The organism is Streptomyces sp. NPDC059743 (assembly GCF_042732975.1).
In the GTDB taxonomy this organism is placed as follows: domain Bacteria; phylum Actinomycetota; class Actinomycetes; order Streptomycetales; family Streptomycetaceae; genus Streptomyces.
The window spans coordinates 399737-421152 of the sequence record NZ_JBHWGS010000003.1 but is presented as its reverse complement, the minus strand read 5'-3'; the positions used below and the strand labels follow the sequence as shown (position 1 = coordinate 421152).

Here is a 21416-nt window from a genome sequence, read left to right as displayed (position 1 = left end):
GCTAGACCCCTTTCCGTGACTCGCCAATAGGTATAACCGCAATCGACCGAACTTTGTCCTGGCTGTGGATAAACATGGGCCGCTGGTCTACGGTGTGCCCGTCCCCGGGGTCTCGTGTGCCCCGTAAATCTCGTACGGCACTGGGGAGTCGGTATGGCCATGGACAGACGGAGCTTCAACCGGCGGCTGATTGCGGGAGGTGCGGTGGCCGCCACAGGGGTGACATCGTTGTCGGTCGCCTCGGCGCCGGCGGCGACCTCGGCGGAACCGCCGCCCAGGACCGCTCCCGCCGGGGGCCAGGTGCGCCATCTCAAGCTGTACGCGGAGACTCTGCCGAACGGTCAGATGGGATACGGCTTCGAGAAGGGCAAGGCGACCGTCCCGGGCCCGCTGATCGAACTGATCGAGGGAGACACCCTCCATATCGAGTTCGAGAACACCACGGATGTGGCGGCCAGCCTCCATGTCCACGGCGTGGACTACGACATAGCCAGCGACGGCACCCGGATGAACCGGAGTCATGTCGAGCCGGGCGGCACCCGTACGTACACCTGGCGTACCCACACGCCCGGCAAGCGCCCGGACGGCACCTGGCGGCCGGGCAGCGCGGGCTACTGGCACTACCACGACCATGTGGTCGGCACGGACCATGGCACCGGCGGTATCCGCAAGGGGCTCTACGGTCCCGTGGTCGTCCGCAGGAAGGGTGACATCCTGCCGGACAAGCAGTTCACGATCGTCTTCAACGACATGACGATCAACAACAAGTCCGGCACGGAGGCGCCCAACTTCGAGGCGACCGTCGGGGACCGCGTCGAGATCATCATGATCACGCACGGCGAGTTCTACCACACGTTCCATATCCACGGTCACCGCTGGGCGGACAACAGGACGGGCCTGCTGACCGGGCCCGACGATCCCAGCCGGGTGGTCGACAACAAGATCACCGGTCCGGCGGACTCCTTCGGCTTCCAGATCCTCGCGGGCGAACATGTGGGCGCCGGGGCCTGGATGTACCACTGTCATGTCCAGAGCCACTCGGACATGGGCATGGCGGGCCTGCTGCTGGTCAAGAAGCCGGACGGCACGATCCCTGGCTACGAGCCGCACCACCCGGACCACCCGATGACCGCGGACGGCGCCAAGGACGAGAAGACCGCCAAGGACACACAGGACGCCAAGGGCGAGAAGAGCACCAAGGGCGCGGCGGACCACACAGGTCATTAGGTCCGTGGCTGTTCGGGCAGGTCGTCGCCTCGGGACGGGCGGCGGCCTGCCGTACGGGACGTCCGGGCGGCCGAGCGGCCGAGCGGCCCGGCCGGATGCCATCCTGGGCGCATGGCGGAACTCAACGGCCGGCCCGTCGGCCTCGACGAGATCACGGCGCTCGCGCTCACCAACTACGGGCACTTCACCACGCTCCGCGTGGAGGACGGGCGCGTACGCGGACTGGCCCTGCATCTCGACCGGCTCGGCCGGGACTGTCCGGCGCTGTTCGGGGCCGAGCTGGACCTCGACCGGGTACGGACGCTGCTGCGCCGGGTAGCGCCGGCCCAGGGCGCGGCCACGGTACGGGTCACGGTGTTCGATCCGGCCCTCGACATCGGGCATCCCGACCGTACCGGCGACCCGCACATCCTGGTCACACACCGTCAGACGTCGTCCGCGTCCATGCTGCCTCTGCCGCCACTGCGGGTGCGCTCCGTCGCGTACACCCGGGACGCGCCCGAGGTGAAGAGCGTCGGACTCTTCGCGTCGCTGCGCCATCGCCGTACGGCCCGGCTCGACGGATACGACGACGCGCTCTTCGTGGACGGTGACGCGCTGGTCTCCGAGGGCGTGACCTGGAACATCGGCTTCTTCGAGGGCGACACGGTCGTCTGGCCGGAGGCCGTCCAGCTCGCCGGAGTGACGATGCGGCTCCTCCAGGAGGCCCACAAGCACCGTGTCGCGCCGGTCGCGCTCGCGGAGGTCGGATCGTTGGACGCGGCGTTCGCGACCAATGCCGCCATCGGAGTGCGCGCCATCACGGCGATCGACGGTATCGAGTTCCCGGACCGCCATCCTGCCGTGGACCTGCTGCGCGAGACCTATCTGGAGCAGCCGGGCGAGCTTTTGTAGCGCGACGCCCGGCGGCGTAACGCGTAACGCACGTTACGTGTCGGAGCCGACCTGACCGCCTGCCAGCCGTAGGTGCTCCTCCTCCACGATCCGGCGTGCGATGTCCCGGTCCGCGACATCGATCGCGTCCGGCGTGGCGTCGGCCATCTCGCTGCGCCGGGCATAGGCGTCGAAGAGACGGTTTTTGTCGGCGAGGATGTCCAGCAGGCGCTGGTCCACACTGTCGACCGCGAGCAGCCGGTGCACCTGGACCGGACGGACCTGGCCCATCCGGTGCGCGCGGGCCACCGCCTGGTGTTCCAGTGTCGGTTTGATCTGTGGCTCGCAGAGGATGACGACCGACGCGGCCTGCATATTCAGCCCTACACCGCCCGCCTGGATCTGGCTCAGCAGCACGGCGTGGCCCGGGACCGCGCCGAAGCGGTCCACGATCCGCTGCCGGCGGTCCGCCGGGACATCGCCGGAGAGCGGCCCGAACACGCCCTTGCCCAGGGCCTCGTGAACCGCTGTCAGCACCTCGCGGAAGTACGAGAAGACCACCACCTTCAGCTCGTTCCCGGCTGCCTCGGCCACCAGCTCCCGCAGCCGTCCCAGCTTGGCCGAGGTCTCCGGCCGCGCGTACGCCGCCCGGCGCATCCGCATGAAGTGCGCGTCGGCCACCGCCGCGCGATAGGCCGCCAGATCCTCGGCGCTCAGCTCCTCCCACTCGTCCACCCGCACCAGCGCGGGCAGCTCGGCGAGGACGTCCTGCTGATTACGGCGCAGATAGGCCGGCGCGACCGCGCGGCGGAAGGCGTGCGCGCCCGCGACCGCGTCGATGCCCTGGACGGCCGGGGCCAGTTCGGGCTGGAGACGCCGGATCAGACTGCGGAACTCCGATACGCGGTTCTCCATCGGCGTACCCGTCAGAAACAGCACATGACCGGCCTGTTCGGCCCAGCCGGACATGGCACGGGATCTGCGGGTGTCCGGATTCTTCACATAGTGGGCCTCGTCGACGACGAGCATATGCGGCTCGTCCCGCCGCCCTCCGGCCTCGTCCCTGCCCTTGTTCCCGGGCTCCTTGTTCCCGGGCCCCTCACCGGCTCCCAGCGGCGGCAGCGTATGCAGCGAGTCGAAGGTGGTGACCGCGACTCCGCCGCGCTCGCGCCACTCCGTGAACGCCTCCTGCCGCTCCGGGCCGTGCACCGGAATCGCCCGCAGTGTGCTCCGGGAGCCGATCTCCCGGGTCCAGTTGATCAGCACACTGCTCGGGCAGACCACCATGAAGTGTGTACCGCCACGGGCCGCGAGATGCGCGAGCGCCGCGATGGCCTGCACGGTCTTGCCGAGTCCCATCTCATCACCGATGATCACGCGCCGCTGGGCCAGCGCGAACCGCGCGCCGAACGACTGATAGCCGCGCAGCGACACCCGCAGCCGGGTGTCGTCCAGCGGCTGGGCCCGTACCCGCCCGGCGATCTCGGACGGCAGGAAGCCCTCGGCGGCGGCGACATCGGGAGTCCCGCCCGCCGTCTGCGCCAGCACGCTGTAGTACTCGGCCGAGCGCAGCTCGAAGTCGATCCAGGCCTCGATCTCCGAGGCCGGTTCCCGCAGCAGATCCACCGACATCTGCGCGAGCAGCAACGGTACTTCCGCCTCCGCCGTCTCGTCCAGCAGCCGCCGGATCCGGCCCACCGCGCCGAGCGCCCGCGCTCTGCCGTCCCGTCCCGACAGGACCATCCGCAGTCGGCCGCGCGCGGGAGCCGCCTCCGGCAGCAGCGCGCGCAGCTCGGTGGCGAGCCGCTCCGCGGTGTCATGGGCGCGCCGCAGCCCTGGACCGGCCTCGACCAGCCGGTGCAGGGCGACGACCAGCGCGGTGGTGCGCGGCTCCGGGCGGTCCACATCGATCCGTACGGACACGGTCTCGCCGACGGCCTCGGCGATCCGCGTGGCCGCCGCCACCGCCTGGTCGGCGGTATGGGCCCCGACTCCCGGCACCTGGCGCAGGGCGTGCCGGCCCGCCTCGTACACCTCGTGCACGGAGGTGAATCCCGCCTGTTCGAGGGCGCCGAGCCGTAGCCTGCCCGCGGTGACATCCCGTAGCCGGGAGACCGGGATCGCCTTCAACTCGGTTTCCACTAGCTCCTGTTGGAGCGGAGTGAAGGCCTCCCGTATGGCGGTGACGGCGCGGGTGTGATCGTCGAGCAGCCGACGTGCGGTGTCCAGCAGCCGCTCCGCCGCGCCGAGCGCGGCCCTCGCTCTTCTGCCCGCGGGCACCGGATCATGTCCCGGCGCGCCACCCGCACCTTTCATGGCGCCTCTCCATCTGCCCCGCTCGACATCTGCCCCACTCGACCGGCCCGAACGGCCGCGTCCGGACCGGGTCATATGCTCCCACGCCCGGCACGGGCCGTCGGCCGGCGGAGAGCGCGACGGAAACCGTTCAAAACTAAACGAACGGTCGTGCTAGCATTTTCCGACTCCACCGGCCGACCAAGGAGATCCGGGCAATGGCACCCATGGCTGCGCTCCTTCGCACCGCCCTCAACACCACCTCGTATCTCGCTCCGAGACTGGCCGGACGTGCCGCCTTCGCCGTCTTCCGCCGCCCGGCGGGCCGCAGCAGACCGCGCCCGGACGAGCGCGAGGTGCTCGCCGCCGCCCGCACCGGACGGATCACCGTGCACGGCACGTCCGTTGTCACCTACCGCTGGGGCGACGGCATACGGCCGGTGCTGCTCGTGCACGGCTGGTCCTCGCGCGCCTCGCGGTTCTCGTACTTCGTCACCGCGCTGTGCGAACTGGGCTACAGCCCGGTCTCCTTCGACGCTCCGGGACATGGCGACTCGTCGGGACGAGGCGTGACGATCCGTGAACTCCGTGAGGCCATAGGGCAGTTGCACGCGCAGTACGGCCGGTTCGAAGCCGTTGTCGCGCACTCCTTCGGTGTGCTCGCGACCTTCTTCGCGCTGCGCGACGGTGTCGAGGCGCGCCGGGTGGTCGGGATCGGCGGAGTGGCCGAGTTCGGCCATGTCCTGGAGGGCTTCCGTGCCATGCTCGGTCTGCGCGAGCGGATCATCGGAGAGCTGCGCGGCCATGTGGAACGGACTCTGTTCCCGGGCGAGCCGGACATCTGGCGGCGCTTGGACGCCACCTACCGCCCGGAGGAGATCGACGCCGACGTACTGCTCTTCCACGACGAGAACGACGACATGGTGCCGCTGAGCCAGTCCCGGGCTCTCGTCCGGGCGTACGAGTCGCGTTCGGACGAGGAGGGCACCGGTGTCCGGCTGGTGGTCACCCGAGGGCTGGGCCACCGGCGGATCCTCGCCGATCCCGAAGTGGTCGCCGCCGCCGTGGACTTCGTACGCTCGGAACGGACGCGGCTACAGCCGGAGCCGCAGCCCCAGCCACGGTCCGTGTCCGATGGGCCCGTCACCGGTCCGCGCTCCGGCTCAGCCGTTCTCTGAGGCCCGCACCGGCATCTGGGCCCGTACGGCTCGTACGGCCCGTACAGTTCGTGCGCCGGTGAGTTCAGGGAGCTCCGGCAGACTGTCCGGATCGGTCGCCGCGGCGCGCAGACGGTACAGAATGCCCCGGCCGGCCCGCTCGTACGCGACCTCGTCGCCATGCAGCACCGACTGCGCGTTGGCCGACTCCATCAGCGCGATGATCTCGAAGGCGAGCTGCGGTACGTCCAGTTCCGCGACGAACCCGCCCGCCTGCCGCGCCTTGTCGACCGTACGTTCCATATAGCCGACCCAGTCGTCGCGGGCCGCGGCGATCGCGTCGTGCACCGGCCCGCCGCGCGCGTCGAACTCCGCGGAGACGGCGTAGAAGAAGCAGCCGCCGGCGAAGACACGGTCCGCCGAGTACGCCAGCCAGTTGCTGCACAGCGCCCATACCCGGGCGGTGCCGGGAGGCAGCTCGCGCGTAGGCCGGACGACACGCTCGCTGTAGACGTCGACGGCTGCGCGGACCGTCGCGAGCTGGAGCTCTTCCTTGGAGCCGAAGAGCGCGAAGACACCGCTCTTGCTGAGCTTCAGCTCGGTGGCGATACGGCCGAGGGAGAGCCCTTCCAGCCCTTCCACCGACGCGATGTCCATCGTCCGGTCGAGCACCAGCCGCCGGGTCTGATTGCCGCGCTCGACACGTCCGTCCACTCGCCCGTCCACGCGTCCCGCCGTACGCTCGGCAGTCCCTCCGCCCATGGATGTGCTCATCTCTCCACTGTACTGAACGCACGGTCGTGCACTGTCCCGCCGCTCTCCTGCCCGTCTCCTGCCGCCGACCGGCGGGACACTGCATGCGGCGCGCGGCCGGCCGGGGCAGACTCGGGAGGGAGAGCGGCGGGATCCCATGAAGGAGCGCACCATGCTCACCAGTCCTTATGCCCCAGGATCCCCGATCTGGGTCGAGCTCAGCACTCCCGACATCGAGGGCGCCACCGCCTTCTACAACGGACTGTTCGGCTGGACCTTCGTCTCCGCGGGCCCCGACACCGGCGGCTACGGGCTGCTCCGGCTCGGCGGCAGGACGGCAGCCGCCGCCATGCCCATGCCGACCGACGAGGGACCGACCGCCTGGTTCCTGTTCTTCCGTACGACCGACGCGGACGCGACGGCCAAGGCCGTGCACCAGGCGGGCGGCTCCGTGCTGCTCGGGCCCACGGACGTCATGGAGTTCGGCAGGATGGCCGTCTTCAGCGACTCCGTCGGCGCCCGGTTCGCGGTCTGGCAGCCGGGCTCGACCAAGGGCCTGGACGTTGTCGACGAGCCGGGCAGCCTCTGCTGGTGCGAGCTGTACACACCGGACGAGGGCGCCGCGTACGCCTTCTACCACGCGGTCTTCGGCTGGGAGACCACCGATATGCCGATGCCCGACGGGAGCGGTACGTACCGGATGACGCATCCGGCGGGCTGTGGCCCGGAGGCCATGTTCGGCGGCTTCGTCACGCTCGGCTCCGATCCGGCGGAGGCCGGCAGCGGACCGCACTGGCAGATCTACTTCGCGGTGACGGACTGCGATGCCTCGGTGTCGGCGGCCAGGAAGCTGGGCGGTACGGTCAGGGTCGCGCCGACCGACATCGAGGGCGTGGGACGGTTCGCCAAGCTCACGGATCCCTGCGGCGCGCGCTTCGCGCTGATGCAGGGAGTGGAGCAGGACGCCTGACGGCCCGTACGCGCGTCCCTCCGCCGACGCCGACACGCCGGTGTCGCAAAGGCATTGACGCTTCGTCAAGCAACCGTTTATCGCGGCCGGGCAGCCTGTCGGGTATGCCGATCAACATCACCGACATCACCACCCGCGCGACCGCAACGTCCCAGAGCACCGAGCACGAACTCTCCTGGCAGGAGAGCGCGTTGTGCGCCCAGACCGGTCCCGATTTCTTCTTCCCGGCCCCAGGCTCCTCCACCCGTGAGGCGAAGCGGCTGTGCGGCGCGTGCGAGGGCCGGGAGGCCTGCCTTCAGTACGCCCTCGCCAACGACGAGCGGTTCGGCGTCTGGGGCGGGCTCTCCGAGAAGGAGCGCCAGAAACTCCGGCGCACCTCGGGAAGCTGAGCCGGTCGCGGAACCCGGACTGCGCAGCCCGGTCGCGCGGCGGCCGGGCGCACCGGGCGGGCGGGCCGGGCCCTGTGGCCGACGGGCCTCAGGGCGCCGCGATCCGTCAGTGTGCCGCGATCCGGAAGGTCTCGCCGTACATCTGCCAGCTCAGCGGCGGGTCGAGGGCCATATTGCCGTCCCGCAGGAAGACGCGCTGAGCGGTGTCGATACGGGACGTGTCCCGCTGCGCCGTGATGAGTCCGGTCTTGATCACGGACCGGCTGCCGTCCAGGAAGGCGTTCAGATACGCCTTCTCGTCGCCGCCACGGTCCGGGGACTTCGCCCGCTTCATCGCCGCGTCACGGATGCCGTAGAAGCCGTGGGCGTCGACTCCGGGGCCGTGCAGCACCATCGCGTCGTAGTAGATGAACTGCCCGAGCGTGCCGAGTCCGTCCAGCTTGGCCAGCCGGACGGCCGGTTCGAAGTAGATCCGGTCACGGATCGTGTCCTGCGCCGTGCGGAAGTCCGCGGATTCCGCGGCCTGCGCCCAGGCGTCCCGGAAGCCGGGATCGAGTCCCTCGTGCGAGTCGGTGCCGTCCACGGCGCGCAGCGCCGGGAGATACGGCGCGAGCGGATTGTCCGGATGGCTCTTCGTGTACGACTCGACCAGTTGCAGCATGTCATTGGTGCCCGAGCAGAAGCCGATGATCCCGGCCGTGTAGCCGTTGCCGTCACCGAGGTCCTCGATGGTGCCGTACAGGCTCCGCCAGTCGAGCGTGGAGCTCTCCGCGCTGGCCACGAGCCGGGCGGCGATCTCCTTCTTCTCCGGAGCGGCGAGGCCGGGCGGCATCTTGTCGATCCGCTCCCGTACCTCGTCCTCGTTCTCCAGGGCACCGGGCGCCAGCGGATTGGGCGCGCCGCTCTGCCCCGGGTAGGACGGCGGATGGTCGGCGAGCGCCCCGGTGCCGTCGCCGGCTCCGAAGATCACGGCAGTGGCCACGACGATGGGCGCGCCTATGAGGAAGAGGCGCGTGACAGGCTTCATCCGGCACAGCGTACGAGGCATCCACGAGGATGGGCGAACACTTCCCCGAAAACCGACAACACGTACGACAGCGCCGGATAAAGCCTGGGCCGGGAGCGCGGCGGGCAGGGCCAGGATCAGCCTGCGGCGCGTGCGGCCATCCGTGCCTTGCGGGCGGCGAGCTTCTCGTCGAACTTGCTCGCCTCGCTGTTCAACCCGCCCATGTACAGACCGAGTTCCTCCTGCGCCTTGAGTCCCTCCGGGCCCAGTCCGTCGATGTCCAGCACCTTCAGGAAGCGCAGCACCGGCTGGAGTACATCGTCGTGGTGGATCCGCATGTTGTAGATCTCGCCGATGGCCATCTGCGCGGCGGCGCGCTCGAAGCCCGGCATACCGTGTCCCGGCATCCGGAAGTTCACGACCACATCACGCACGGCCTGCATGGTCGGATCAGGTGCGATCTCGAAGGCCGCGCCCAGCAGATTGCGGTAGAAGACCATGTGCAGATTCTCGTCGGTGGCGATCCGCGCCAGCATCCGGTCGCAGACCGGGTCGCCCGACTGATGTCCGGTGTTGCGGTGCGAGACCCGGGTGGCCAGCTCCTGGAAGGCCACATACGCGACAGAGTGCAGCATCGAGTGACGGTTGTCGGACTCGAAGCCCTCCGCCATATGAGCCATCCGGAACTGCTCCAGCTTGTCCGGATCGACGGCACGTGAGGTGAGCAGATAGTCGCGCATCACGATGCCGTGCCGGCCCTCTTCCGCCGTCCACCGGTGCACCCAGGTGCCCCAGGCTCCGTCGCGGCCGAAGAGGCTGGCGATCTCGTGGTGGTAGCTGGGGAGGTTGTCCTCGGTGAGCAGATTCACCACGAGCGCGATCTTGCCGATGTCGGTGACCTTCGACTGCTGAGGCTCCCAGGCCTCGCCGTCATCGAATATCCCCGGGAAGTTGCGGCCGTCCGTGAAGGGAACGTACTCGTGCGGCATCCAGTCCTTGGCGACCTTGAGATGACGGTTGAGTTCCTTCTCCACCACCTCTTCCAGCGCGTACAGCAGTCGGGCGTCGGTCCACGCGTCCGAACTGCCGAGGTGGGGAGAGACGAGTGTCACGGGTGCTCCTGGGGACGGGAGAGTGTTTACCTACGGGTTCGTAGGTTACGACACCGTAGGTTAAAGCCGTGGTAAGCCGGACGCCAAGCCCGCGGCACTCGAGTCTCTTCACGCACAGCGACGGCCGTCGAGTTTTCCGGCCGCGCCGGGAGCCGCGCCGGGAGCCGCGCCGGGAGCCGCGCCGGGAGCCGCGCCGGGGCCGGGCCGGACCTGAGCCGGCCCGGCCCCGGCCCGATCCGGCCCCGATCCTGGCCCCGAACAGCGCCTAGGCGTACGGCAGTTCCGCCTCCCTTACCTCCTCGGCGCTGGTGTCCCGCAGCTCACCGTCGAGCACCAGCCAGCGCGTGATGCCGATCGACTCCAGGAACGGCAGATCATGGCTCGCCACGATCAGCGCGCCCTCGTACGACTCCAGCGCGGCGGTGAGCCGGCGCACGCTCGCCATGTCCAGATTGTTCGTCGGCTCGTCCAGCATGAGCAATTGCGGGGCGGGCTCGGCGAGCAGCAGGGCGGCGAGCGAGGCACGGAACCGCTCTCCGCCGGAGAGCGTCCCGGCCGGCTGGTCGGCCCGCGCGCCACGGAACAGAAAGCGCGCCAGCCGCGCCCTGATCAGGTTGTTCGTCGCGGCGGGCGCGAGGTGTACCACGTTCTCCACCACGCTCAGCGAGTCGTCCAGCACATCGAGCCGCTGCGGCAGAAAACGCACCGGCACATGGGCGAGCGCCTCACCGGAGACCGGCTCCAGCTCTCCGGCGACCGTACGCAGCAGCGTGGTCTTGCCCGCGCCGTTGCGTCCCACGAGCGCGATCCGCTCCGGGCCGTGGATCTCGAACCAGCCCAAGGCCTCGGCTCCGTGGCGCAGCCGCAGCTCGCGCAGGCTCAGCACGCTCCTGCCCGGATGGACCTTGGTGTACGGCAGCTCGATACGGACCTCGTCGTCGTCCCGTACCGCCTCCATCGCGTCGTCCAGACGCTCCTTCGCCTCGGCGAGCTTCTCGGCGTGCAGGGTGCGGTGTTTGCCCGCGGACTCCTGGGCGGCCTGCTTGCGCAGGTTCATCACAATGCGCGGCTCCCGCTTGCTGTCGTACATCTTCCGGCCGAAGCGTGCCCGCTTGGCCAACTTGACCTGAGCGTCGGTCAGTTCACGCTTCTGCCGCTGTACGTCGGCCTCGGCGGCCCGCACCGTGCGCTCGGCCGCCTCCTGTTCCTGGGCCAGTGCCTCCTCGTACGCGGAGTAGTTGCCGCCGTACCACCGCACCTCGCCGTCGTGCAGATCGGCGATCTGGTCGACGCGCTCCAGCAGTTCACGGTCATGGCTGACCACGATCAGCACACCGGACCAGGACGCGACCGCCGCGTACAGCCGCCGTCGCGCGTGCAGATCGAGATTGTTCGTCGGCTCGTCCAGCAGCAGCACACCGGGCCTGGCCAGCAGCAGCGAGGCCAGTCGCAGCAGCACGCACTCGCCTCCCGACATCTCGCCGATGGTGCGGTCGAGTCCGATCCGTCCGAGGCCGAGCTGGTCGAGCGTGGCGCGGGCGCGCTCCTCGACATCCCAGTCGTCGCCGACGGCGGTGAAGTGCTCCTCGCTCGCGTCGCCCGCCTCGATGGCGTGCAGTGCGGCACGGGCCGAGGCGATACCGAGTGCCTCGTCCACCCGTAGCCCGGTGTCGAGCACCACGGTCTGCGGCAGGTGGCCGATGTCACCGGCGACCTTGATCTTTCCTTCGGACGGTGTCAGTTCGCCCGCGATCAGCCTCAACAGTGTTGATTTCCCTGATCCGTTGCGGCCGATCAGACCGGTTCTGCCGGGACCGACGGAGAGCTGGAATCCGTCGAGGACACTCGTCCCGTCGGGCCAGCCGAAGGAGAGGGCGGTGCAGGTGATATGGGCGGGAGATGAGGACATACGGGTCTCCGGTCGCTGCGAAGTACGAAGTACTGCGAGAGGGGCAGGGCAACGGATGGAGACACCGCGGAACAGGAGAAGTCCTGGTCGGGGAGGACGGCTCGACGGCCGAGGTCACACACGAGAACACACGGACGAATCCATGCGGCACGGTGTCTCAGGACCTCAGACGAGCAACGTCCTACTCCAATCGACGACAACAGGACGTCAGCCACCGTAGGCAGCGGCCGGGCGGGCGTCAAAGCAATTACTGGCGGCGGAGCCGCCGGCGGAGGTGGAGGCAGAGGTGTCGGCGGCCGGGAGCGTCAGCAGGCGTCGCGCAGCAGCTCGGTCAGATCGTGGTCCAGGTTCAGATGGAGATGCTCGTGGCCGGCCGGGACGAGGTCCTCGGAGCGCTCCAGGAAGCGGCGCAGTTCGGAGGTGCGCAGATGGACCATCGCGGTGCCCTCGGGCGCGTGGAACTCCAGGACCGTACGGCCGTAGCCGAACGGCCGCACCCGTACATCACCGAGACCGACCGGCTCGTGGATGCCCGAGGCCAGCAGCTCGCGGGAGAACTCCCAGGTCACCTCGGTGCCCTCCAGCGTCGCGAGCGGCGGGAACGCCATGCGGACGGCGAAGGGATCGGTCCGGTCGTAACGGAGTGTCGCGGCGACGGTCTCGGTCCTGGGGACGGACGCGACCAGTCGGGCCTGTACAGCCTGCTCGATGACGGGTGACATGACCTGATCCCCTTCGTCGGACCGCTGGTGGATCGGCGCGGTTCTCTCTCCTACTGGAAGGACGGCTGGGCGGCCCGATCAGTGCTCGGGAAGGTGGGTGACCTACGTCACCTGGCGGCGCGCCGTACCGGTCGAAAAGCGACTATATGATCATGTTTGTGCTACTCTGGCCGCTGGGAAGGCGGTACGAGGTGGCGCTCGGCCTTTTCGCTCCCTGGCCGCGGCGTGGGCAGATGCCCCGAAGGAACCGCCCTGCGGGCCACGCACGCCCTGGGCTGATCGCCTCCCTGCTCGGCCCGGAGGGCCGGCCGAAGGAGGAAGCCGATGGCACGCGTACTGATCACCGGTTCCAGTGACGGGCTCGGCCTGATGGCCGCGAAGCTGCTGGTGAGTCAGGGCCACAAGGTCACGCTGCACGCCCGTAACACCGAGCGGGCCCATGACGCCGCACACGCTCTGCCCGAGGCGGAGGGCGTCGTCGTGGGAGATCTGTCGAGCATCGCCGATACGCGCCAGGTCGCCGAACAGGCGAACGAACGGGGACGGTATGACGCGGTCATCCACAACGCGGGTGTCGGCTTCCGCGAGCCGTACCGGCTGACCACCGAGGGACTTGTCCACATCTTCGCCATCAATGTGGTGGCGCCGTATCTGCTCACCGCGCTGATCGATCGCCCGGACCGGCTGGTCTATCTCAGTTCCGCCATGCACCGCGGCGGCGAACCGGACCTGTTCGACCTGGGATGGACCCAGCGGGAGTGGAATCCGTCGCAGGCGTACTCCGACAGCAAACTCTGCGATGTCGCCCTGGCGTTCGCCGTGGCGCGCCGCTGGCCGGAAGTGCTTTCCAACGCGCTGACGCCCGGGTGGGTGCCGACGCGGATGGGTGGCCCCGGAGCGCCCGACGACATACGCCTCGCTCCCGTCACCCAGGCCTGGCTGGCCGTCAGCGACGACGAATCCGCGCAGGTGACCGGCCGGTATTTCTACCACCAGCAGGAGACGGAGACCCACCCGGCCGCCAGGTCGTACACCTTCCAGGACGGGCTGCTCGAACGGTGTGCGCAGCTGACCGGCGCCCGGATCCCCGACGAGCGCGGCTGATGGTTGCGCGGCTGATGGCCGACGGTGTGCGGCACCCGTCCACTCGCAGAGGTCCCTCCGGATGTCCGCCTCCGGATGCCCGCTTACCGACGTCTGCTTACCGACCTATCTCAAGACCGATCCGTTCCCGGCACCCGGGCGGTACTCGGGTGCCTTTCCAGAATGCGAGTGCCTCATGTCGCACCATCTCGACTCCCCGATCGCCCGCCAGGACCCGCGCCTGGACCTCACCGACTTCTTCCTCTTCCGCGGCGAGCGCGGCACGGTGTTCGTCATGGACGCGTCCCACTCGCTGGCCGGTGAGGACATCCCGCGCGGCTTCCACCCGGAGGGCCGCTACGAGTTCAAGATCGACGGCGACGGCGACGCGGTGGAGGAGCTGACCTACCGCTTCACCTTCGGCGAGCGCGGTCCCGACGGCGGCCAGAGCTACCGGCTGCACCGTCTCACCGGCGTGGAGGCGCAGGACAACCACGCCGAGGGCACGCTGGTCGTCGAAGGCGGTACGGACCGTGTTCAGGAGCTCGGCGGAGGCGCCCGGGTGTGGGCGGGCAAGGCCGGAGATCCGTTCTGGATCGAGCCGGATGTGCTGCAAGCGGTCGGCAAGGCGGTCAAGTACGGCACCCGGGTGGATCTGACGGGCTGGGAACCGGTCAAGGCCATGAATCTCTTCGCCGGTCACACCGTCTACTCGATCGTCCTCGAAGTGTCCGACAGCGAGCTGCTCGCCCTGGCCGGTCCCGACCGCCGTATCGGCGCCTGGGCACTGGCCAGCCTGGCCACCGACGTGGGCGGCTGGCGGCAGATCAACCGGGTCGGTCATCCCATGATCCATCCGCTGTTCGCCCAGCTCGACGAGGATCTGGGCGACCGCCTCAACCTGGGCAGGCCCGCCGACGACGTACGGACCTATGGCGCGACGGTGGCGGGCATGATCGCCGGTGCGGTCCGCGCGTACGGTACCGCCGAGGATCCTGACGCCTACGGCCGCTGCTTCGCCGCCCGCGTGCTGCCCAACCTGCTGTCGTACACCGTCGGAACGCCCGCCTGCTACAGCTTCCTCCAGTGGAACGGCCGCGCCCTGACCGACAACGCTCCCGACGTCATGTTCTCCACGGCGCTCAACACTCCGCTCGGCCTCGCCATCGGCAAGGACTCGATCACCACCAAACCTTCGCCGACCTATCCCTACGTACCGGCGGCGGCCTGACGTACAGGCGGCCTGAGCGTTTCGCGGCGGCCTGAGCCTTCCGGCTCTCCGCCCGCCCTGTGACGCGGGCAGACACGGCCTAGGGTGTGATCACCATGACGGAGATCAGGACGCCCCAGGACGAGGCCGAGGCACGCGCCGTACAGGACGAGCTGCGCGGGCGCGTCGTGCTGGACGAGGCCGGGCCGCCGCCCGGTACGGGACTGGTGACCGGTGTGGACGTGGCGTACGACGACGCCCGCGACGTCGTCGCCGCGGCGGCCGTCGTGCTCGACGCCGCCACGCTCGCCGTGGTGGACGAGGCGACGGCCGTCGGCCGGGTCACCTTCCCGTATGTCCCCGGACTGCTGGCGTTCCGGGAGATTCCCACGGTCCTCGCCGCTCTCGACGCCCTCACCTCCGACCCGGGCCTTGTCGTCTGCGACGGCTACGGTCTGGCCCATCCGCGCCGCTTCGGCCTTGCCGCGCATCTCGGCGTACTCACCGGACTCCCGGTGTTCGGTGTGGCGAAGAATCCCTTCGCCTTCTCGTACGAACAGCCGGGCGCCCGGCGCGGTGACTCCTCGCCGCTGCTGACCGACGACGGCGAGGAGGTCGGCCGGGCGCTGCGCACCCAGCCGGACGTCAAGCCGGTGTTCGTCTCGGTCGGCCACCGTGTCGACCTCGCCACAGCCTGTGCCCACACTCTGCGGCTGACGCCCGACTACCGCCTTCCCGAGTCCACCCGCAGAGCCGACGCCCTCTGCCGCCGCGCGCTGCGCGAGGCCACGGCGTAGCCGCCTGGCGCTGCTCGGCGTGCCGAGTCGGCCGCCGGGCGGTAGAACGGGAGGGATCTTCAGGACGCGGCAGGAAACCAAGCGCTTGCTCTCCACAGGGGTTGTGCGGAGTGCGGCAACCTTCTTAGCATCACTGCTGTTACATCAGTTGTGTCACAGTGCTGGGGGCAGGATGGCAACGACGGAGAACGGCCCGCTGACCGGCGTACGCGTGGTCGAGCTGGCCGGAATCGGGCCGGGGCCGTTCGCCGCCATGACTCTCGCGGACCTCGGCGCCGATGTCGTACGGATCGACCGCCCCGGCGGGGCCGGCCTCGGTATCGATCCGGCCCATGATCTGACCAATCGCAACAAGCGCTCCGTGCTGATCGACCTCAAGGCCGAGGACGGCGCCGCGCGTGTACTCGATCTGGCCGAGCGCGCCGATGTGCTGATCGAGGGCTACCGTCCCGGAGTCGCCGAGCGCCTCGGTATCGGTCCCAAGGAGTGTCTCGCCCGTAATCCGCGCCTGGTGTACGGACGGATGACCGGCTGGGGCCAGGAGGGCCCGCTCGCCGAGCGCGCAGGGCACGACATCGGCTATATCGCCGTCAGCGGCACCCTCTCCATGATCGGGAAGGCCGACGAGCCGCCCGCCCTTCCGGCGAATCTGCTCGGTGACTACGCGGGCGGCGCCCTCTATCTCGTCATCGGAGTGCTCGCGGCGCTCCAGCACGCCCGTACGCCGGACGGTACGGGCCAGGTGGTGGACGCGGCGATCGTCGACGGGACGGCCCACCTCACGACCATGATCCACGCCATGATGGGCGCGGGCGGCTGGCAGGACCGGCGAGGAGCGAATCTGCTCGACGGCGGCAGCCCTTTCTACGGCTCGTACGAGACCGCCGACGGTGAGTACATGGCGGTCGGGCCGCTGGAGCAGCGGTTCTACAACGAGTTCATCGAGCGGCTCGGGATCGCGGACGAGGTCCCGAGCCGTAAGGACTTCGCCCGCTGGGACGAGCTGCGGGACGCAGTCGCGGCCCGGTTCCGGACGAGGACACGCGCGGAGTGGACGGCGGTCTTCGAAGGGACCGACGCCTGTGTCGCTCCGGTGCTCTCGCTGCGCGAGGCTCCCGCCCATCCGCATCTCGTGGCCCGTGGCACCTTCACCGACCATGGAGGGCTCGTCCAGCCCGCGCCCGCGCCGCGTTTCTCCGTCACGCCGGGCTCGGTGCGCCGTGGGCCCGCCAGACCGGGCGCGGACACCGCTGAGATCGCCCGCGACTGGGAGCTGCCCTCGCTCGCCGAGCCTTCCGTAGCCGCGCCTTCCGCAGCCGCGCCTTCGCTCGCCGAGCTCTCGCCGCCCGTGCCCGCGAAGGAGGACAGTTGAGTCAAGCGTTGAACTACTGAACCGTCGCGCGTCCCGTCTCTCATCTCAGCGAAAGGCAGTCGCCGTGAGTACCGAAGCGTTCGTCTACGACGCGATCCGCACTCCGCGCGGTCGCGGCAAGGCCAATGGCGCCCTGCACGGCACCAAGCCCATCGATCTCGTCGTCGGACTGATCCATGAGATGCGCCGACGGCTGCCCGGACTCGACCCGGAGGCGATCGACGACATCGTCCTCGGCGTGGTGAGCCCGCTCGGCGACCAGGGCTCGGACATCGCCCGTATCGCGGCCATCGCCGCCGGACTGCCCGACTCCGTCGCCGGCGTACAGGAGAACCGCTTCTGCGCCTCCGGGCTCGAAGCCGTCAATCTGGCCGCGGCCAAGATCCGCTCCGGCTGGGAGGATCTGGTCCTCGCGGGCGGCGTCGAGTCGATGTCGCGCGTACCGATGGGCTCCGACGGCGGTGCCTGGGCCATGGACCCGATGACCAGCTTCGCGACCGGCTTCGCACCGCAGGGCATCGGCGCCGATCTGATCGCCACTTTGGGCGGATTCAGCAGGCGCGACGTGGACGAGTTCGCGGCGCTCTCCCAGGAGCGGGCCGCCGCCGCGTGGAAGGAGGGCCGTTTCGACCGCTCGGTCGTACCGGTCCTCGACCGCAACGGACTCACCGTCCTGGACCGCGACGAGCATCTGCGTCCCGGCACCACCGCCGACTCGCTCGCCGCGCTGAAGCCGTCGTTTGCCACGATCGGCGACGTCGGCGGCTTCGACGCGGTCGTCCTCCAGAAGTACCACTGGGTCGAGAAGATCGACCATGTCCACCACGCGGGCAACTCCTCCGGCATCGTGGACGGCGCGGCCCTCGTCGCCATCGGCTCCCGGGAGACCGGCGAGCGCTACGGGCTCACTCCGCGCGCCAGGATCGTCTCCGCCGCGGTCTCCGGCTCCGAGCCGACGATCATGCTGACCGGGCCCGCGCCCGCGAGCCGCAAGGCCCTCGCCAAGGCCGGACTGACGATCGACGACATCGACCTGGTCGAGATCAACGAGGCGTTCGCCGCGGTCGTACTGCGCTTCGTGGAGGAGATGGGACTGCCGCTGGAGAAGGTCAATGTGAACGGCGGGGCCATCGCGCTCGGCCATCCGCTGGGGGCCACCGGCGCCATGATCCTCGGCACGGTCATCGATGAACTGGAGCGGCGGGACCAGCGGTACGGACTGGTGACGCTCTGTGTCGGCGGCGGTATGGGAGTCGCCACCGTGGTCGAGCGCGTCTGACCGCTCCGTCCGACCGCTCCGTCCGATCGTTCCGACCGGCCGACCCGTCCGTCCCTGCCCTCTCTTCCTTCGTCCCCGTCCTCCCTTCGTCCCCGTCATGGATTACGGAGCAGCAGCATGAGCGAGTCCACCACCCAGGCGTCCTCGGCCATCCGCTGGGAGCAGGACGGATCGGGCGTCGTCACCCTCGTCCTGGACGATCCACGCCAGTCCGCCAACACCATGAACGAGACCTTCCGGCACTCGCTCGCGGCGATCGCCGAGCGCGCGGAGGCCGAGCGGGACGGCATCCGCGGCATCATCGTCACCTCCGCCAAGAAGACCTTCTTCGCGGGCGGCGACCTCAAGGACATGATCAAGGTCGGCCCGGCCGACGCCCAGCGCGTCTTCGAGAGCGGCATGGCCGTCAAACACGCCCTGCGGCGCCTGGAAACCCTGGGCAAGCCCCTCGTCGCCGCCATCAACGGGGCGGCGCTGGGCGGCGGTTACGAGATCGCCCTCGCCTGCCACCACCGGATCGCCCTCGACGCGCCGGGATCGAAGATCGGTCTGCCCGAGGTCACGCTCGGACTGCTGCCCGCGGCCGGCGGAGTCACCCGTACGGTACGGCTGCTGGGCATCGCGGACGCGCTGCTCAAGGTGCTGCTCCAGGGCACCCAGTACTCGCCGCGGCGCGCGCTGGAGGCCGGGCTCGTCCATGAAGTCGCCGCCACCGCCGACGAGATGCTCGCGGCGGCCCATGCCTTCATCGACGCCCATCCCGAGTCCGTACAGCCCTGGGACGTCAAGGGCTACCGCATTCCCGGCGGTACGCCGTCCAGCCCGCGCCTTGCCGCCAATCTGCCCGCGTTCCCGGCCAATCTGAAGAAGCAGCTCGCGGGCGCGCCCTTCCCGGCGCCGCGCAATATCCTCGCGGCGGCCGTGGAGGGCTCGCAGGTCGACTTCGAGACCGCGCAGACCGTCGAGGCCCGCTACTTCACCGAGCTGGTCACCGGGCAGACCGCCAAGAACATGATCCAGGCGTTCTTCTTCGACCTCCAGGCCGTCAACTCGGGCGCGAGCCGCCCGCAGGGCATTCCACCGCGCGAGGTCCGCAAGGTCGCGGTCCTCGGCGCCGGCATGATGGGCGCGGGCATCGCCTACTCCTGCGCCCGCGCCGGCCTGGACGTCGTCCTGAAGGATGTCTCGCAGGACGCCGCCGAGCGGGGCAAGGCGTACTCCGAGAAGCTGCTCGCCAAGGCGCTCTCCCGCGGCCGTACGACCGAGGACCGGCGCGACGCGCTGCTCGCCCGTATCACACCGACCGCCGATCCCGCCGATCTCGCGGGCTGTGACGCCGTGATCGAGGCGGTCTTCGAGGATCCGGCGCTCAAGCACAAGGTCTTCCAGGAGATCCAGGAGATCGTGGAGCCCGACGCGCTGCTCTGCTCCAACACCTCCACCCTGCCCATCACTCTGCTCGCCGAAGGCGTCTCCCGGCCCGCCGACTTCATCGGACTGCACTTCTTCTCACCGGTCGACAAGATGCCGCTGGTCGAGATCATCAAGGGCGAGCGGACGGGCGACGAGGCTCTCGCCCGTGCCTTCGATCTGGTGCGTGCGATCAAGAAGACGCCGATCGTCGTCAATGACTCGCGCGGCTTCTTCACCTCACGGGTGATCGGGCAGTTCATCAACGAGGGCGTCGCGATGATCGGCGAGGGCATCGAGCCCGCGTCGGTCGAGCAGGCCGCCGCACAGGCCGGTTATCCCGCCAAGGTGCTCTCCCTGATGGACGAGCTGACACTCACCCTGCCTCGGAAGATCCGCGACGAGAGCAGGCGCGCGGTGGAGGAGTCGGGAGGCATCTGGACCGGTCATCCGGCGGACGCGGTGATCGACCGGATGGTGGACGAGTTCGGCCGTACGGGACGCGCGGGCGGCGCGGGCTTCTACGAGTACGACGCGGACGGCAAGCGTGCCGGGCTCTGGCCGGGACTGCGGGAGCACTTCGGAAAGGCGGACGCGCGGGATCTGTTCGCGGACATGCGGGAGCGGATGCTCTTCTCCGAGGCGCTGGACTCGGTGCGCTGTCTGGAGGAGAACGTTCTCACGTCGGTCGCCGACGCCAATATCGGCTCGATCATGGGCATCGGCTTCCCGGCCTGGACGGGCGGAGTGCTCCAGTACATCAACGGCTACGAGGGCGGGCTGCCCGGTTTCGTCGCGCGCGCCCGCGAGCTCGCGGAACGGTACGGAGAGCGCTTCGAGCCGCCCGTGCTGCTGGTGGAGAAGGCGGAGAAGGGCGAGACGTTCGGCGACGGGTGAGAGCGGGTGAGGACGGGGAGAGCGGGTGCCGTTCAGACAGGTAGGTGTACGTGCGGGCCGCGTGGACCGCACGTACTACCGCGCACTCACTCCGCCGCCGCCTGGAACGCGGCCCGCAGCTCCTCTTTCAGCGACCGCTGGAACGCCGTGACCAGCGCCTGTACCACCAGCGGCTCCATATGCGCGGAGAGCGACTTCACCGCCGCGATCTGCTCCGGACCGGACGCGTCCCGTCCGTACGAGGGCGACACCTCGTCCCGGAACATCCGGGTCAGCTTCCGTGCCGCCTCACGGGTGTGCTCCAGCAGGACGGTGCGGGCCGCGAGGATCGTCTCCTGTGCGATGGGTACGTCGAGCAGCTCGACGCAGAGCCGCAGCAGCGCCGGATCCAGCCGGTAGGTATCGGGGCGGTAGCTGTCCGTGTGGTCGGCGCGGGCCAGGGCGCCCATCGCGGCGAGCCGGTCGATGTCGTCCTCTGTCAACGCCCGTCCCGCCCTGCTCTCCAGCTCCGCCCGAGTCGCGTCCTCGGGCGAGTCCGGCGCCCAGGAGGCGACCAGCGCCCGGTGGATCGCCAGATCGCGGGCGCTGAGATCGGGCGGCAACTGCTCCAGATAGCGTTCGATCGCGGCGAGCGTCATGCCCTGGCGCTGAAGCTCCTCGATCAGCGCCAGCCGGGACAGATGCTCGGGCCCGTAGTGCCCGACCCTGCGCGCGCCGATGACCGGCGGCGGAAGCAGCCCGCGGCTGCTGTAGAACCGTACGGTACGCACAGTGACGCCGGCCCGCGCGGCGAGTTCGTCGACCGTGAGCGTCGGCCTTCCGGTCTCGGTGGCCATGGACCGCACCTCGCTTCCGGCTGCCATGGGTCGACAGATCGACTCGGTGGGACCGAATCGACTCGGTGGGACTCAGTGAAACAGTATTGCTGTGCCACCACCGTTGTGAAAGTGGCGCC

18 protein-coding genes are annotated in these 21416 nt (G+C 69.6%); 11 read left to right on the top strand and 7 right to left on the bottom strand.

The window, feature by feature from the left end; genetic code table 11:
- Positions 1-159: 159 nt before the first annotated feature.
- Complete coding sequence (locus ACFV6H_RS07605) at positions 160-1227, top strand: multicopper oxidase domain-containing protein (RefSeq protein ID WP_385539803.1); 1068 nt, start codon at positions 160-162, stop codon at positions 1225-1227.
- Positions 1228-1338: 111 nt separating this feature from the next.
- A complete protein-coding gene (locus ACFV6H_RS07600; RefSeq protein WP_385539533.1) occupies positions 1339-2121 on the top strand; it encodes an aminotransferase class IV family protein in 783 nt (260 codons plus the stop codon).
- A gap of 33 nt (positions 2122-2154) precedes the next feature.
- On the opposite strand, the gene ACFV6H_RS07595 is transcribed toward ACFV6H_RS07600, so the two are convergent.
- Positions 2155-4416, bottom strand: coding sequence for a DEAD/DEAH box helicase (locus ACFV6H_RS07595; RefSeq protein ID WP_385539531.1), 2262 nt, complete (start codon positions 4414-4416; stop codon positions 2155-2157).
- Between the two features lie 197 nt (positions 4417-4613).
- Here ACFV6H_RS07595 and ACFV6H_RS07590 point away from each other — a divergent pair, with 197 nt between their 5' ends.
- Positions 4614-5573 carry an alpha/beta fold hydrolase gene (locus ACFV6H_RS07590; RefSeq protein ID WP_385539529.1) on the top strand — a complete coding sequence of 320 codons (960 nt, stop codon included), beginning with the start codon at positions 4614-4616 and terminating at the stop codon, positions 5571-5573.
- Here the strand turns inward: ACFV6H_RS07590 and ACFV6H_RS07585 are convergent.
- Positions 5559-6326 carry a TetR/AcrR family transcriptional regulator gene (locus ACFV6H_RS07585; protein WP_385539527.1) on the bottom strand — a complete coding sequence of 256 codons (768 nt, stop codon included), beginning with the start codon at positions 6324-6326 and terminating at the stop codon, positions 5559-5561. The genes ACFV6H_RS07590 and ACFV6H_RS07585 overlap by 15 nt on opposite strands.
- Before the next feature lie 151 nt (positions 6327-6477).
- Between ACFV6H_RS07585 and ACFV6H_RS07580 the strand changes: the two genes are divergently transcribed.
- Positions 6478-7275, top strand: coding sequence for a VOC family protein (locus ACFV6H_RS07580; protein ID WP_384975208.1), 798 nt, complete (start codon positions 6478-6480; stop codon positions 7273-7275).
- Positions 7276-7379: 104 nt separating this feature from the next.
- A complete protein-coding gene (locus ACFV6H_RS07575; RefSeq protein WP_384975207.1) occupies positions 7380-7664 on the top strand; it encodes a WhiB family transcriptional regulator in 285 nt (94 codons plus the stop codon).
- Positions 7665-7770: 106 nt separating this feature from the next.
- Here the strand turns inward: ACFV6H_RS07575 and ACFV6H_RS07570 are convergent, their stop codons facing one another.
- The 4 genes from ACFV6H_RS07570 to ACFV6H_RS07555 all read right to left on the bottom strand — a co-directional run bounded on the left by ACFV6H_RS07570 (position 7771) and on the right by ACFV6H_RS07555 (position 12413).
- Entirely contained in the window at positions 7771-8691 is a 921-nt protein-coding gene (locus ACFV6H_RS07570) for a chitosanase (RefSeq protein ID WP_384975206.1), read from the bottom strand.
- A gap of 116 nt (positions 8692-8807) precedes the next feature.
- On the bottom strand, positions 8808-9782 hold the full coding sequence (locus tag ACFV6H_RS07565) for an acyl-ACP desaturase (RefSeq protein ID WP_093592638.1): 975 nt from the start codon (positions 9780-9782) through the stop codon (positions 8808-8810).
- 265 nt (positions 9783-10047) lie between these two features.
- Positions 10048-11691 carry an ABC-F family ATP-binding cassette domain-containing protein gene (locus ACFV6H_RS07560; RefSeq protein WP_385539523.1) on the bottom strand — a complete coding sequence of 548 codons (1644 nt, stop codon included), beginning with the start codon at positions 11689-11691 and terminating at the stop codon, positions 10048-10050.
- 305 nt (positions 11692-11996) lie between these two features.
- Positions 11997-12413 carry an SsgA family sporulation/cell division regulator gene (locus ACFV6H_RS07555; RefSeq protein ID WP_385539521.1) on the bottom strand — a complete coding sequence of 139 codons (417 nt, stop codon included), beginning with the start codon at positions 12411-12413 and terminating at the stop codon, positions 11997-11999.
- A 324-nt stretch (positions 12414-12737) separates the two neighbouring features.
- Here ACFV6H_RS07555 and ACFV6H_RS07550 point away from each other — a divergent pair, with 324 nt between their 5' ends.
- The 6 genes from ACFV6H_RS07550 to ACFV6H_RS07525 all read left to right on the top strand — a co-directional run bounded on the left by ACFV6H_RS07550 (position 12738) and on the right by ACFV6H_RS07525 (position 20461).
- Entirely contained in the window at positions 12738-13517 is a 780-nt protein-coding gene (locus ACFV6H_RS07550; RefSeq protein ID WP_385539519.1) for an SDR family NAD(P)-dependent oxidoreductase, read from the top strand.
- A gap of 175 nt (positions 13518-13692) precedes the next feature.
- Entirely contained in the window at positions 13693-14727 is a 1035-nt protein-coding gene (locus tag ACFV6H_RS07545) for a DUF4331 family protein (protein WP_385539517.1), read from the top strand.
- A gap of 95 nt (positions 14728-14822) precedes the next feature.
- Positions 14823-15503: an endonuclease V gene (locus ACFV6H_RS07540; RefSeq protein ID WP_385539515.1), complete on the top strand. Its 681-nt coding sequence runs from the start codon at positions 14823-14825 to the stop codon at positions 15501-15503.
- A gap of 172 nt (positions 15504-15675) precedes the next feature.
- Positions 15676-16875, top strand: coding sequence for a CaiB/BaiF CoA transferase family protein (locus ACFV6H_RS07535; RefSeq protein ID WP_384975200.1), 1200 nt, complete (start codon positions 15676-15678; stop codon positions 16873-16875).
- Between the two features lie 64 nt (positions 16876-16939).
- Entirely contained in the window at positions 16940-18154 is a 1215-nt protein-coding gene (locus ACFV6H_RS07530) for an acetyl-CoA C-acetyltransferase (protein ID WP_384975199.1), read from the top strand.
- Positions 18155-18271: 117 nt separating this feature from the next.
- Complete coding sequence (locus tag ACFV6H_RS07525; protein ID WP_385539512.1) at positions 18272-20461, top strand: 3-hydroxyacyl-CoA dehydrogenase NAD-binding domain-containing protein; 2190 nt, start codon at positions 18272-18274, stop codon at positions 20459-20461.
- Between the two features lie 86 nt (positions 20462-20547).
- Here ACFV6H_RS07525 and ACFV6H_RS07520 read toward each other — a convergent pair whose 3' ends face one another.
- A complete protein-coding gene (locus ACFV6H_RS07520; protein WP_385539510.1) occupies positions 20548-21297 on the bottom strand; it encodes a MerR family transcriptional regulator in 750 nt (249 codons plus the stop codon).
- Between the last annotated feature and the right edge of the window lie 119 nt (positions 21298-21416).